This window comes from Bradyrhizobium sp. AC87j1, from assembly GCF_002936975.1.
Taxonomy (GTDB): Bacteria; Pseudomonadota; Alphaproteobacteria; order Rhizobiales; family Xanthobacteraceae; genus Bradyrhizobium; species Bradyrhizobium shewense.
On record NZ_PTFE01000017.1, the window covers coordinates 90,246 to 103,719 of the forward strand.

12 protein-coding genes are annotated in these 13,474 nt (G+C 64.3%); 4 read left to right on the top strand and 8 right to left on the bottom strand.

The window, feature by feature from the left end; all coding sequences use genetic code 11:
• Window positions 1-63 precede the first annotated feature (63 nt).
• The 5 genes from rpsD to murI form a co-directional block, all read right to left on the bottom strand.
• Entirely contained in the window at window positions 64-681 is a 618-nt protein-coding gene (rpsD, locus tag CV770_RS12105; protein WP_018316575.1) for a 30S ribosomal protein S4, read from the bottom strand.
• A 277-nt stretch (window positions 682-958) separates the two neighbouring features.
• Window positions 959-1,726 (bottom strand): acyltransferase, encoded by a 768-nt coding sequence (locus CV770_RS12110; RefSeq protein ID WP_104462496.1) that lies wholly within the window; start codon window positions 1,724-1,726, stop codon window positions 959-961.
• Between the two features lie 104 nt (window positions 1,727-1,830).
• Window positions 1,831-2,214 (bottom strand): cupin domain-containing protein, encoded by a 384-nt coding sequence (locus CV770_RS12115; protein ID WP_091965903.1) that lies wholly within the window; start codon window positions 2,212-2,214, stop codon window positions 1,831-1,833.
• Window positions 2,215-2,282: 68 nt separating this feature from the next.
• Window positions 2,283-3,056, bottom strand: a complete 774-nt coding sequence (locus tag CV770_RS12120; RefSeq protein ID WP_104462497.1) for an HpcH/HpaI aldolase family protein — start codon at window positions 3,054-3,056, stop codon at window positions 2,283-2,285.
• Window positions 3,057-3,117: 61 nt separating this feature from the next.
• The gene (gene murI / locus CV770_RS12125) at window positions 3,118-3,909 is read right to left on the bottom strand and encodes a glutamate racemase (protein ID WP_104462498.1); all 792 of its coding nucleotides are present in this window, start codon (window positions 3,907-3,909) and stop codon (window positions 3,118-3,120) included.
• 250 nt (window positions 3,910-4,159) lie between these two features.
• Between murI and CV770_RS12130 the strand changes: the two genes are divergently transcribed.
• Window positions 4,160-4,801 carry a glutathione S-transferase family protein gene (locus CV770_RS12130; protein WP_104462499.1) on the top strand — a complete coding sequence of 214 codons (642 nt, stop codon included), beginning with the start codon at window positions 4,160-4,162 and terminating at the stop codon, window positions 4,799-4,801.
• Window positions 4,802-4,811: 10 nt separating this feature from the next.
• Here the strand turns inward: CV770_RS12130 and CV770_RS12135 are convergent, their stop codons facing one another.
• Together CV770_RS12135 and CV770_RS12140 are read right to left on the bottom strand one after the other, a co-directional pair.
• Entirely contained in the window at window positions 4,812-5,618 is an 807-nt protein-coding gene (locus CV770_RS12135) for a Crp/Fnr family transcriptional regulator (RefSeq protein WP_091965907.1), read from the bottom strand.
• 252 nt (window positions 5,619-5,870) lie between these two features.
• A complete protein-coding gene (locus tag CV770_RS12140) occupies window positions 5,871-6,950 on the bottom strand; it encodes a SecDF P1 head subdomain-containing protein (RefSeq protein ID WP_104462500.1) in 1,080 nt (359 codons plus the stop codon).
• A gap of 248 nt (window positions 6,951-7,198) precedes the next feature.
• On the opposite strand from CV770_RS12140, the gene CV770_RS12145 reads away from it, so the two are divergent.
• A complete protein-coding gene (locus CV770_RS12145) occupies window positions 7,199-9,106 on the top strand; it encodes an acyl-CoA synthetase (protein WP_104462501.1) in 1,908 nt (635 codons plus the stop codon).
• A gap of 81 nt (window positions 9,107-9,187) precedes the next feature.
• Here the strand turns inward: CV770_RS12145 and CV770_RS12150 are convergent, their stop codons facing one another.
• Window positions 9,188-10,561, bottom strand: coding sequence for an ABC transporter substrate-binding protein (locus CV770_RS12150; protein WP_104462502.1), 1,374 nt, complete (start codon window positions 10,559-10,561; stop codon window positions 9,188-9,190).
• A 163-nt stretch (window positions 10,562-10,724) separates the two neighbouring features.
• On the opposite strand from CV770_RS12150, the gene CV770_RS44030 reads away from it, so the two are divergent.
• The gene (locus CV770_RS44030; protein ID WP_104462503.1) at window positions 10,725-12,647 is read left to right on the top strand and encodes a CHASE3 domain-containing protein; all 1,923 of its coding nucleotides are present in this window, start codon (window positions 10,725-10,727) and stop codon (window positions 12,645-12,647) included.
• 224 nt (window positions 12,648-12,871) lie between these two features.
• The coding region (locus CV770_RS12160; protein WP_146101278.1) for a caspase family protein at window positions 12,872-13,474 on the top strand (603 nt) is incomplete at its 3' end.

Here is a 13,474-nt window from a genome sequence, read left to right on the forward strand (position 1 = left end):
CACTGAATTGTGGCTCTTAAGCAAAAAGGCCCCGGCGAACCGGGGCCTTTCGATACTCAGATATTAGCGCGAATAGAATTCGACGACCAGATGCGGCTCCATCTGCACCGGGAACGGCACGTCGGAGAGGCCGGGGATGCGCACGTATTTCGCGGTCATCTTGCCGTGGTCGACTTCGAGATAGTCCGGGGTGTCGCGCTCGGGGAGCTGGCTGGCTTCGAGCACGTGGGCGAGCTGCTTGGAGGCTTCCTTGACCTCGATCACGTCGCCGACCTTGAGCTGATAGCTCGAGATGTTGACCTTGCGGCCGTTCACCTTGATGTGGCCGTGGTTGATGAACTGGCGGGCAGCGAAGATCGTCGAGACGAACTTGGCGCGGTAGACGACCGCGTCGAGACGACGCTCCAGCAGGCCGATCAGGTTCTCGCCGGTGTCACCCTTGAGGCGGCTCGCCTCGACATAGATGCCGTGGAACTGACGCTCGGAGATGTTGGCGTAGTAGCCCTTCAGCTTCTGCTTGGCGCGCAGCTGCACGCCGAAGTCCGAGAGCTTGCCCTTGCGGCGCTGGCCATGCTGGCCGGGGCCGTACTCGCGGCGATTCACGGGGCTCTTCGGGCGGCCCCAGATGTTCTGGCCCATACGGCGATCGAGTTTGTACTTCGCCTCACTGCGCTTAGTCATCGCGTCCTCTTCAGGTACATGGTTTGAGGAAACGCGCCCTCCTGTGTGACGGGCTAGCCCGGCACTGACAGGTCCGATCCCCAAAGCTTCAAGGGAGAGGACCACGGGTCGCGAAACGCTTCGCGGGCCGAAATCGGCCCGCGAGCAGGCGGCTTTTAGGGGAGTTTGGGGTTCGCTGTCAATTGTTTAGCCCGTCATTCCGGGCGATGCGCCAGCATCAACCTGGAATTTCGAGGTTCCGGGTTCGGCTCTGTGAGCCGCCCCGGAACGACGGTGCTTATGTCCCGACCACTCTTATCGGCTTCGCGCCGGCCGCCCGCAATTCGGCAGCGATTTCAGTGTTCAGGACCTGTTCCAGCCGGGTCAGGACCCGGGCGATCGGGGCCGCGTCGGTGACCCGGTGATCCCAGCGAATCACGACATGGATGGTCTGGTCGGGCTCGACCAGGCCGTAGCTGACGATGAAGGGGCCCGGTGTGATCGGGTGGAGCTCGCCGCCGCCATAGGCGGCCACCGAGCTCACCGCAAAACTGCCGAACCAATTGCCACGCTGGCGGCCGAAATTGAGGCCGATCGCCCAGGACAGGCGCCGCAGCGGCAGCGGCAGGCGGGTTGCCCGCATGATCTTCCGGAACATCGGGACGTCTGCGATCGGCGCCGTCTTGCCGCGCCGGATCTCGGCGTCGACCGCGGCCAGCGCCATGGCCTCGGGGGCCGCGATTCGCTGCGGCATCACGCATTCCTCGCCGTCCTCGACCCGGGCGATCGCCACCGACGCCACGCTGTTCGGCAATTCGTAGAACGTCGGCCAGGGCCATTTGGCGTAGACGGTGCGCAGGATCGGCTCGTCCCTGGCGACCAAGGCGAACGCCTTGACGAAGGTCGCAGCCCAGCCTGCCGGTGCGGCGGCTCCGGCGCGTGCCTCGAGCAGGGGGCGGATATTGAGCGAACGGGAGAGCGAAACGAACGGCACGTCCATCGACGCGCGCATGAGGTCGCAAATCAGGCGGCGCGGCAGCGAAATGGGCTTTGACGTCCCCCGCATCGGTCTTCGGTTCCCACAGATGAAAAAATGTGCAGTGAGCGGGCGCCCGCTCGCCGCCTGCTCTAGCATGAACCAACCCCCTTGGGGCCGGTCGGTTCGACGAATCAGGGAGCCGGCGAAGCTAGCGGCTTGGTCTTGTCGACGACGTAAACTCCCAGCACTTTCATGGCCTTATCGCCATGAGCCTTGGCGTCGTGCACGACACCTGCCGGGATCTGGTATGAATCGCCGGCCTTCAGGGTCTTCTCCGGCTGCCCCTCGACGAGGAGATTGAGCTCGCCTTCCAGCACATAACCGGTCTCAATTCCGGGATGGGTATGGCGTCCGGCCGCGCCGCCCGCCGGGACCTCCGCAATGGCGGTGATGGTATTATAGCCCTCCGGAAATTCGACTTTCTGGAGCGGGGTGCGCTTGATGCCGGGCTGCTGGGCGAAGGCCGCGAAGGCGAGGCCAGTAAAGGTCAGAGCGAGCAAAGTCTTCTTGAGCATGGTTTTTCCTCCCGATGCGGCCGACCCTAGCAGGGCCGCAGTTCCCGGCAAGGTGGCAGTCGGCCTGCTCAGCGCCTGATGCCCTCGAACGCCGCCAGGATGCCGCGCTGGAGCAGCGACCAGTCGAAGCCGAGCGCGATGGCGCGGTAGCCGCGGTCGACCAGGGCGTTGGCCTGGTCGGCGGTGCGGGCCACGCCGCCGATCGGCACCCCGCTTCTCAGGATGCCGGCCTCGGCGCGCGCGACCAGCTCCAGCAGTTCCGGATCGTCCATCTGGCCGCGCTTGTTGATGGAGGTGGCGAGATCGCCAGGGCCGATCACCGCGACGTCGATGCCCGGCGTCGCCATGATCTCGTCGATGCGGTTGACGGCATCGACATGCTCGATGGTGATCATGCAGATCATCTCGTCGTCGGCGCTTGCCATGTAGTCCGGCATCGACTGGCCCCAGCGGAACGGGGCGTGGAACGGACCCCAGAGCCGGTCGCCGCGCGGCGGGTAGCGCACGCTGCGGACCGCCTTCTCGGCATCAGTGCGGTTCGTGATCATCGGAAAGTTGATGCCGAAGGCGCCGATGTCCATCGGCGCCTTCGCAAGCCACGGCTCATTCGCCGCGATCCGCACCAGGGGCGTGCACGGCGTGCCGGTGGTCGCGGCGATCATCGCGTGCGCTTCAGTGAGGCCGATCGGTCCATGCTCGAGATCGACGATGATCCAGTCGAGCGAGCGCGCCATGATCTGCACCATCTGCACGCTCGGGATGGTCGCGATCGCGCCGAAAGCGGGGCGGCCATCGCGCCACAATTGGCGGAGGCGGTTGAGCGGCGGGGTCTGGACCGACATGGAAAGGCCTGCGGTGAGGTGACGACGGCAAAACCTAGCAGCGCGGCGCCGATGCGCAAAGTCAGGCCAGCGCGCGGCCGCCGAAGAACGGCGTCAGCGTGGCCGAAAGGCCGTGCACGCGGTTCGAGGTGAAGATCATCTCGGCGCCGGCCTGTGCGATGCCGCCGATGCGCGGGCCGAGCAGATCCGAGACGCGGCGGGCGATCGCCGGCGCGGGATCGATCCAGTCGACCGGCCAGGGCGCCAGCCGCTTCAACCGGTCGAGCAGCAGCGGATAATGTGTGCAGGCGAGCACGACGGTGTCGGTGCGCGAGGTCGCGTCTTCGCCGACGAAGCAGGGGGCGAGTTCGGCCAGGATGTCGCCGTCGCTGACGGAAGTGCCGCTGAGCTCAGCTTCGGCCAGCGAGGCAAGCTCGGGCGAGCCGACCAGCGTCACCTCGCAGCCCTGCGCGAAATCGCGGATCAGGGCCTTGGTGTATTCGCGCTTCACCGTGCCCTTGGTGCCGAGCACCGAGACGCGGCGGGTCCTCGATTGCGCGCAGGCCGGCTTGATCGCCGGCACCGTGCCGACGAAGGGCACCGAATAAGTGGCGCGCAAGTGGGACAGGACCAGGGTGGACGCCGTGTTGCAGGCGATGACGACGATATCAGGGTCATGCGTGCCGATCAGTTCCCCCATCAGCGGCACGACGCGGGCGATGATCTCGTCCTCGCTGTGGTGGCCGTAGGGAAAGAAGGCGTCGTCGGCGACGTAGGCGAAATGGGCGTCCGGACGCGCGGCCACGACCTCGCGGAGCACCGTGAGCCCGCCAAGGCCGGAATCGAACACCAGGATCGTCGGAGAATTGGTCACGTCATTACCCTAGCCCGTCATGGTTACCATTCGGTTTTTAGGGCGATTTTGCGGCGGGGCCGTTTTGGGGGGGGACGCTGGACGCGCCGCGGACAGGAAACCCGGCTGGAAAGGCCCCAGCTCTGCAGCGCACCGCCCACGAAGGCACTGCGCTGCGTCTCCAGGGCACAAGACCGAGAGCCCGCCCTGGCAATGGCTGCTATATGCGTCATCACGACGTGCCCAACTTACTGCTGCAGGAGGAGGCCTCATGCTCACCGTCCATCATCTCGGCAAGTCTCAGTCCGAGCGCATCGTCTGGCTGTGCGAGGAGCTGGAGCTTTCCTATGAGCTGAAGCGCTATGCACGCGATCCCGTCACCATGCTGGCGCCGCCGGAGTACAAGGCGCTGCACCCGAGCGGGGCAGCGCCCGTCGTGACCGACGGCGATCTTGTGCTCGCGGAGTCCGGTGCCATCGTCGACTACTTCATCGCAAAGTACGGCAACGGCCGTCTGGTGCTCGGCCCCAATGATCCCGCCTTCCCGCAGTTCCTGTATTGGCTTCACTTCGCCAATGGCACCTTGCAACCAGGCATGGGGCGGATGATGATTCTGAACCGGCTCGATCTTGCAAAGGACAACCCGACCCTGCTTGCCATGAAGCGACGGCTCGATCGCTCCTACGATCTCCTCGACGCGCGCCTTCGCGACGCCGAATATCTGGCGGGCAACGCCTTCACCACCGCCGACATCATGATGAGCTTTTCGCTGACGACGATGCGCTACTTCCAGCCCTATGATGTCCAACGCTGCCCGAACGTGGTCAAATATCTCGGCCGCGTCAGTGCCCGCCCGGCCTACCGGCGCGCGATGGAGAAGGGCGATCCCGGCATGGCGCTGCTGCTAGGCTGAGCAGCGGCGATCACGCGATCCTGTTCGTCGTGGCCGCCCGCTCCGTGGCGAGCTGCTTCTGCAAACGATCGATGTTCTGCAGCAGGCGCTGGCTGGTCAGCACCAGGAAGTAATAGCCGAACTGCGGGTCCTGGAAATAAATCTCGAGCAGACGGTCATAGGTGATCGTCAGCACCTGTCCGTCCTCGACGCATTCGATGGTTCCGGTGCGGCGGTTGTCCGGCGTCAGGAAGCCGAGCTCGCCCATAAGAGCTCCAGGCCCGATCTCGACATTGATCTCCTTGACCAGGAACTTGCCGGTGACCGTGAGCAGCATCTCCTTGGCGGGATCGCCGAGCTTGAACAGCGTGTCGCCGTGGCGATATTTCCGTTCGGTCATGAACGGCTTCAGCCATTCGATCGACATGTCGCCTTCGGCGGCATGGCGCGCTTTCTTGACCAGCTTGAGCATCTGCCGCAGGCGCAGGGCGTTGATCGGGAGCAGCAGCAGATAGAGCAGGAACGTCGCGACGTTCGCGGAGAGCGCGCCGAAAACGGCAAAAAACGCGCAGCCGATCATGTTGGCAACGCGCAGGGGCACCATGGTCCGCATCAAGAGGGTAGCGACGAAGAAACCGGCGCCGACCGCGGCGAATAGATTGGCAAACGTGATGTTGTGGACGAAGATCTCAAGCAGCCGGTTGAAGATCGCATCATAGGTGACGTTGTTCGGGTCCAGGCCCATCTGGACCAGGATCTTCGCGATCCTGAGGTTGTCCGTTGCCGCATCGAGAATGCGGTCGAGGATCGAGGAAATGTCTGCGCTGCCGGACGGCATGGTACTAACCCCGCGTAAGGCTTTCAGTCTTGGTCGGTATGCTCGACACGTATAGCCGAAATCGAATGACGGCCGCCTGAAATGAAGCCTTTGGCCGTCACGCCGCAAGAGGCAAATTTTAGCCTGATCGGGCGTTTCGGCAATTGCCCGTTGGTTGTGCGTCCGGGCGCAACGCGGCCGTGATTCGGGGCGGGCTTCGGCGTCGCGGAGCGGCCGAATGGCCCCGGGCGGGGGCGTCTGACGATCTTCGCCTTATGGCTTGGCGGCGGGTTGGATGACCTGCTGCTCGACGGGGCCAAGACGTCCGGGCAGCGAGCCGGCGCGCAGCAACATGGCGACGCTGTTGGCCTCTTCCAGGGTGAAGTTGCCGGAAATCTGGACGGAGCCGCCCGTGATGGGCTCGCGGATCACGGGGGAGGAGATCACCTTGTCGTCGAGTGCGATGGCGAAGGGCATTCCAACGTTCTCTGCGGTGATGTGAGCGAAGCGTCGCGTACCGCGGCCGTTGAAGCGGAACGAGGCGATCGGTTCCTTCGTGTCGCTCGTGAATCCCGGTCCCGCGTAGCTGATGTCGTCACCGTCGAGCGCGCTGGCCTTGACGAGATAGGGAAGCTTGTCCTTGAAGCCGAACATCACTTCCGTGCCCGCCGGAGGCGTGCCGGATTGCGCCTGCTCCGCCGACATCGTGACATCGATCAGGCGGAAGCTGACCTTGACCTTCCTGGCGAAGATCGCGGTGATGCGCTCGGGCTCCATCATGCCCGGCAGGAAGATGCGGATGCGGTCCGTTCCCTCAGGCTGGACGCTGGCCAGTGTGACGCCGGCGTCCTTGAGGCGCTGCTCGATCATGGCGATGGAATCCTCGACGAGATCGCGCAGCCGTGCGGCGGATGCGGCATCGGTCGGCGCAAGCCTGGTCAGCCCGTCTCCGGCGTCGGTCACGGCGAGCGCGTGCGTGGGCAATCCCTCTGCCGCCGAGGCGAGCTTGCGCGTGAGCAGTTCGCGGCCCTTGGCGTCCGCGACCTTGACATCGACGCCGCCGTCACGAATCGTAAGGCCGGAGAAGGCGATCCGACCCTCGCGCAGGGTCTTGTAGACGTCGTCGCGCAGATCCGTGGTGACCGCCTCCCGCAAAGCGTCCCTGTCCACCTTGTAGATGATGCGTGATCCGCCCAGCTTCTCCATCTTGTCGGTGATGAATGCCGCGATCTTGGCGCGCATCTTGTCGAGCTGGCCGTCCGCGGCGAGCGCCGCGCGGGGCAGCGCGATCGTCGACGCGATGGCGAATGCGGCGATCAGCCGTGTGATGCGGTTCCGCAGGGGCGTCGTCATGATGACCTCAAGTCTTGCGGCAGGGCGCTGGCGAGCGAATGCAGTGCCAGTTCTTGGTCCCCGGATCAGCCGCGGAGGTTCAAGCGCCGCTCAGGTCACGTTCGATCGCCGGGGCCGTTGGCAATGGACGAACGCCAAATCATCCATCATTCTGTCCGCGCCCGGCTGGTCATCGGTCGGGGCCTCGCCGATCCAAAATGTCAAAAGACAGGGGGCGGGGACATGTATCTGAGGGAGGACGGAATTCCATGGCGGGCATCCACGCGCTCGATCGGCTCATTGGCAACGACTATCCGGATCTTTTGACCGACGAGGAGGTCCGGGCGTTCGAGCGGGTCCCCTATGCGGACCGCATCGCTGCCGAGAGCACGTTTGACGCCATCAAATTGGGCGCGGCGCGCAATCCCGACGGTGCGGCGATCCAGTTTCTACAAAACGCTGATCCTGCCGACACGCCGCTGGTGGTCACCTATCGCGATTTCATTGCGCGCGTCACGCAGGCTGCCAACATGTTTCACGCGCTCGGCGCGGAGAAAGACGACGTCATCAGCTTCATGCTGCCGCTGGTGCCGGATGCCTTCGTGACGCAGTTCGGCGCGGAGGCCGCCGGCATCGCCAATCCGGTCAATCCGCTCTTGGAGCCGCACCAGATTGCGGAGATCCTGGAAGCTGCGAACACCAAAATCCTGGTGGCGCTCGGGCCGATGCCGGGCACCGACATCTGGCAGAAGGTCGAGCAGATCCGCCCGCAACTCAAGCACCTCAAGGCGATCGTGCAAGTGTTCGGCGGCGGCGATCCGGCGAATGGCATCTTTGCTTTCAGCGACCTGATCAAGCAGCAGCCGTCGGATCGGCTTGTCAGCGGGCGCAAGATTTCGGGTGCCGACATCGCCGCCTATTTCCACACCGGCGGCACCACCGGAACGCCCAAGCTGGTGCGGCACACGCATACCAACCAGGTCTATCAGGCATGGGCGCTCAACCTGCTGCTGAGAGCGAAGCCCGGCGCCAATTTGCTGTTCGGCATGCCGCTGTTTCACGTCGGGGGATCGCTGACCCAGGTGCTGACGATGCTGTCGAGCGGCGGCTCGCTGGTCGTGCTGTCGCCGAGCGGCTGGCGCAATCCGAGTGCGGTGAAGAACATCTGGCGCCTGGTCGAGCGCTTCAAGCCGGAAGCGCTGTCGAGCGTGCCGACGGTGCTCGCCGCAACGCTCGCGGTGCCATCAGGCGATGCCGACATCTCCAGCCTCAAATATGCCGCCGGTGGCGGCTCGGCGATCCCCGTCGCGGTCGGCTCGGCGATCCAGGACAAGCTGAAGCTGCCCGTGGTCGAGGTCTACGGCATGACCGAGACCTCGAGCGTGCACACGCTGGCCTATCCATCGCGGCCGATCCGGCTCGGCTCGGTCGGCCTTCCCATGCCTTATGCGCGCGTGCGCATCGTGCAACTCGATGCCGATGGCCGCCTGATCCGCGACTGCGCGCCTGATGAGATCGGCGTCGTCATCATGGCCGGGCCCGGCGTATTCGGCGGCTATCTCAACGACGAGCACAACAAGGGCGCCTTCGTCGACGAGGTCTGGGTCAATTCCGGCGACCTCGGCCGGCTCGACGCAGACGGCTATCTCTGGATCACCGGTCGCGCCAAGGACCTCGTGATCCGTGGCGGCCATAACATCGATCCCGCGCCGGTCGAGGAGATCATGTTCCGTCACCCCGCCGTCGGCTTCGCCGCCGTGGTCGGCCAACCCGACGCGTATGCCGGCGAACTTCCCGTGGGGTATGTGCAGTTGAAGCCGGGCGCCAAGGTCGAGCCGGGCGAGCTGGAAAATTGGGTGCGCGAGCGCACGCCAGAGCGCGCGGCTGTCCCGGTGCAGGTCATTCCGATCGACCCGATGCCGGTCACAGGCGTCGGCAAGGTGTTCAAGCCGCAGCTCCGCTGGGACGCGGCCCAACGCGTATTCACCAAAGTGCTGACGCCGCTGACCGAGACGGGCGTCGATTGCAAGGTGAAGGTCGGCGCCCACGGCAGCCACGGCTCGATCGCGACGGTAACGATCGCGGACGTGCCGGAGGCCAAGCGGGCGGCCGTCGCGGAAGAGGTGCACAAGCTGCTCGCGCCGTTCGTGATGCGGCACGAGGTGGTTTTCGCCTAATCGGCATTGTCGAGCGGGTAGGGCCGATGGGGCCGCGCACAGCGTGGCTCCAGCGCTCCTCGATTAGAGAACACGTCGCCGCTACCCGCGGATCGCCGCATTGGCCCTTTCGGCTGCGCCCGTCATCGCGTCCTTCGCCGATTTCGCACCGTTGACCACTTCATTGACGCCGATCATGAAGGCGTCGAGGATCGGTCTCGATTGCGGATGGAAAAGGATTGCCTTGGCCCGGTCGACATCCGCATTCTGCAAGTTGGTCAGCGCCGCTTCGGCGGCTTGCGAGCCGAACGCCTTCTTGAAGCCCTCGCTCGACCAGGCCGACACGCGTGTCGTCGCCAGCCCCGCTGCAGCAGTCTGCAGCGAGGTCGCCTTGCTCGTCGCCCAGAGCAGGAACAGGAAAGCCGCCCGCTTGTTTCGAGATTTGGAATTGATGCACGCCTGCCAGTGCGACATGAAGGGGACGGGTCTGCGACCGGCGAGATGCGGAAAGATTGCAAATCCAGCCTGCTTGGCGACACGGCTTTTCGCTGGATTGGAGATGTCGGTAGCGAAGTTGCTGCTGTCGATTGCCATGGCCGTCCGCCCCTGCAGGAAGTCGTCCAGCACGTTGTACCATTCATAGCTGCCGACGCCGGCAGGCCCGGCCTGACTGAGCAGATGTCCGTACATCTCGACGGCCGCGATCGCCTCCGGGCTCGCGAAAACGACCCTGTTGTGCTCGACCATGGCCCCACCGTAGGAGAACACGAAGCCCATGGCCGGTGGGGAGGAATTGCCGCCCGCCTGGGCCCGCATGGCGATCCCCGACATCCCGCCGGCCTTGACCGCCTTGGCGGTGACAAGCAGCTCTTCGAAGGTCTGGGGAATCGGCTGGTCCTTGGCTGCCAGCGCATCCCTGTTGATGAACAGTGTCATCGCCTCCGAGGTAATCGGGACGGCGTAGCGTTCGCCGTCCGACCACAGCGGGAAGGCTCGGGCCGTCTTGAGCAGGTCGCTCTCGTCATACCAGGCGGGGTCGGTCAGCGACCTGTTGGAATAATAGCCGTTCAGTGGCTCCAGCCATCCGTTCGAGATGCCCTGGCCATAGGTCGTGAACATGAAGACGTCAGGCGTGCTGCTACCGCGGGCGAGCCTGATCGGCAGCGCCCCGAGATATGTGGTCTCCAGCTGGAAATCGATGGTGACGTTGATGCCGGTGAGTATGGTGAACTCCGGCAACAGCGGCGTGATCGCATTCGACCACGGATGGATCGCGCCCGAAAGCGCGATCGTCTGTCCCGCAAATTGCTTCCAGTCGATCGCGGCGTTGGCGCGGATCGCGGCATCCTGGGCAAAACTCCACCGCGGTAGCACGCCAAGGGCCGGCAGCACCGCCCCCGCCGCGCCCAATCCCTTGATGAAACTGCGCCGGCTGGCGGGCATTTGACGGTTCAGTGAGTTTTCACCCTGCGCCATGCTAATGCTCCTTCACCAAGGCAGTCATTCACGACACGTGAGCGGGGTTACACCCTGCGACATCGTGGCCCTCGCCAGTCGACTTACGGGGGCCGAAGCCGATGTAACCTAGTCAGGGTTCCCGGCTCACCCTTGCGGGCCTATCCATGCTATCATTCTAGCAATGCTCTGGCCTTGGCACCAGAAGACGCGCCGTTCACGCGAGCATGACCCTAGGCAAATATCAGCCTCTGCTCCGGCTCTGTCTTTGCGATGGTTTGCTCGTCCGCTAATCCTTGCGGTCGCAGTGCTTGTGACCCTGTTTGCCGCGACCGGCTTCCTCGGCCTGCAATATTGGCAGGAGCGGCAAGCAGCTCATCACTTCGTCGAGCATAGCCGCCAGGTACTCGAAACGCTCGATCGGCTGCGGGCGATCGTCGCGGAACTGGAGACCGAAAGGCGCGGGTATCTCATGACCCTCGACCCCGCCTATCTCAAGGCCTACGGCGTCTCTGACGAAAGTGTACGCCGGGAGGCTCAGGCGCTGCAGACGCTGGTCGCGGACGATCCGTTGCAGGGCCTTCGGGCCGGACATGTGGCATTGACCATTGCAGCAACGCTGCGCGAGATCGACGAGCTGCTGAAGACGGCCGGCACGTCCGGGCTGGCCGCGCTGGCAATGATCCGCAGCATGGACGAGATCCGCTCGCAAATCGACCAGATGGTAGATCACGAGCGCTTTCGGCTCGCCGACCGGGAGTCGCGCGCCGAAGCATTTGAGCGACGCTGGACCTGGCTGATCGCCGGCGCCGTTGTCCTCGTCGTCGCGTTGGCCGGCGCGGCGCTCGCGCTCGCGCGGCTCGAAGCGAAACGGCGGAGAAAAACGACCGAGGAGAACATCCAGCTCCAGAGTGATCTTGCCGCGCGAGATACCAAGATCCGGCGCCTGTTCGATGCCAACATCATCGGCATCATCATCTGGGAAGTCGAGGGGCGCATTTTCGAGGCCAATGATGCATTCCTGCGTATCGTGGGATACGACCGGGAGGATCTGGTCTCAGGCCGCCTGCATCGGACCGACCTCACGCCGCCGGAATGGCGCGGCCGCGACTTAGAAACCGTGGCGGAGTTGAAGCGGGTCGGGACGGCCCAGGCATTCGAGAAGGAGTATGTGCGGAAGGACGGAAGCCGCGTGCCCGTGCTGATCGGCGGGACCATGTTTGGAGAAGGCACGGACCAGGGGGTCGGCTTCGTCCTTGATCTGACGGCTCTCAAGCGGGCGGAAGCCGAATCTCGCGAACACGAGCGGCGCTACCGTGAAGCCCTAATGGAGCTCGCGCACGCCAATCGCGTTACGACGATGGGACAACTCACCGCTTCGATTGCCCATGAAGTCAACCAGCCGATCGCCGCAATAGTGGCGAACGCCGAGGCCGGGTTGAACTGGCTGGGGGCTCAACCACCCAATCTGGAGCGAGTTCGACAGACGTTCGACTGGATCACCGGCGACGGCATGCGAGCCGGCGACGTTATCGGCCGGATCCGGGCGCTTATCAGGAAGGCGCCCCCGCAAAAGGAGGACATGGAGATCAACCAGGCGGTGCTTGATGTCATCGCGTTGACCCGCAGTGAAGCGTTCAAGAACGGCGTCTCGGTGCAAACGCAACTTGCCGAAGGCTTGCCGCCCATTCAGGCAGATCGGGTTCAAATTCAGCAAGTGCTGCTCAACCTGATTGTCAACGCGGTCGAGGCGATGGCCGCTGTCGGCGAGGGGGGACGCGAGTTGCTGATCAGCACCGGTCGGGATGCATCGGACGGCGTGCTCGTCACCTTGCGGGATTCCGGTCCGGGGCTGGATCCGAAGAATGTAGAGACCCTGTTCGAAGCCTTCTACACCACCAAGCCCACAGGCATGGGGATGGGCCTCGCCATCTGCCGCTCGATCATCGAGGAGCATGGCGGGCGGATGTGGGCGGGCGCAAACGAGCCTCGCGGCGCCGTCTTTCAGTTCACCCTGCCTCTCGCGTCAGACGAGACCGCTCGCCTGCCGAAGGCGAGCAAGCCAACGGGTCTACGCTCTGCAACCCCGATGACGGGCTCCGCGTAACACGCTGCTTGCGCCCTTCGTGATGCGACACCGGGTGGTGCATGCGCAGGTAGGTTGAACCGGATCGGTTCAACCTACGCTCGCGTACTGGGGCGAGGGCGACGCTTCGCCGCATTATCCATGTCGCCGTTAGAGACCTCTATGTGATGAAAATCACATAGGAAGAATTAGCAATCGGCGACGCTAGCGAATAGTCTCAGGGAATTGCATCCGGGGGGACGCAAGTGATTCCGTTTCGACTGTTTGTCTTGTTGATATTCGCGATTGGCCTTGCCTGCGGACCGGCGCATGCCGACCGGCGGGTCGCGCTCGTGATCGGCAATTCCGCTTACAAGAGCGCGCCCAAGCTCGGCAATCCCGTGAACGACGCCACGCTGGTCGGCGGCATGTTCAAGAAGGCGGGCTTTGATTCCGTCGACGTCAGGCTGGATCTCAGTGCCAGCGAGATGCGGCGCATGCTGCGCGAGTTTGCCGGCAGGTCGCGCGATGCGGACATGGCGGTGATCTATTACGCCGGCCACGGCATCGAGCTCGATGGAGCCAACTATCTCATTCCGACCGACGCGACACTGGAGACGGATGGCGACGTTCTCGACGAGACCATTCCGGTCGAACGCGCGCTGTTCGCGGTCGAGCCGGCCAAGCAGCTGCGCCTGATCATCCTGGATGCCTGCCGCGACAACCCGTTCGCCAAGTCGATGAAACGCACGCTGGCTTCACGCGCCGTCGGGCGCGGGCTCGCCAAGGTCGAGCCGACCAGCCCGAACACGATGATTGCGTTCGCGGCCAAGGCGGGATCGACGGCGTCCGATGGCGATGCGCGAAAC

Bases quoted from the DNA above. Each gene is read 5' to 3' on its own strand.
- CV770_RS44030 (WP_104462503.1), top strand. From the start codon at position 10,725: ATGCTCTGGCCTTGGCACCAGAAGACGCGCCGTTCACGCGAGCATGAC.
- CV770_RS12130 (WP_104462499.1), top strand. From the start codon at position 4,160: ATGCTCACCGTCCATCATCTCGGCAAGTCTCAGTCCGAGCGCATCGTC.
- CV770_RS12110 (WP_104462496.1), bottom strand. From the start codon at position 1,726: ATGCGGGGGACGTCAAAGCCCATTTCGCTGCCGCGCCGCCTGATTTGC.
- CV770_RS12140 (WP_104462500.1), bottom strand. From the start codon at position 6,950: ATGACGACGCCCCTGCGGAACCGCATCACACGGCTGATCGCCGCATTC.
- CV770_RS12115 (WP_091965903.1), bottom strand. From the start codon at position 2,214: ATGCTCAAGAAGACTTTGCTCGCTCTGACCTTTACTGGCCTCGCCTTC.
- CV770_RS12145 (WP_104462501.1), top strand. From the start codon at position 7,199: ATGGCGGGCATCCACGCGCTCGATCGGCTCATTGGCAACGACTATCCG.
- rpsD (WP_018316575.1), bottom strand. From the start codon at position 681: ATGACTAAGCGCAGTGAGGCGAAGTACAAACTCGATCGCCGTATGGGC.
- CV770_RS12150 (WP_104462502.1), bottom strand. From the start codon at position 10,561: ATGGCGCAGGGTGAAAACTCACTGAACCGTCAAATGCCCGCCAGCCGG.
- CV770_RS12120 (WP_104462497.1), bottom strand. From the start codon at position 3,056: ATGTCGGTCCAGACCCCGCCGCTCAACCGCCTCCGCCAATTGTGGCGC.
- CV770_RS12135 (WP_091965907.1), bottom strand. From the start codon at position 5,618: ATGCCGTCCGGCAGCGCAGACATTTCCTCGATCCTCGACCGCATTCTC.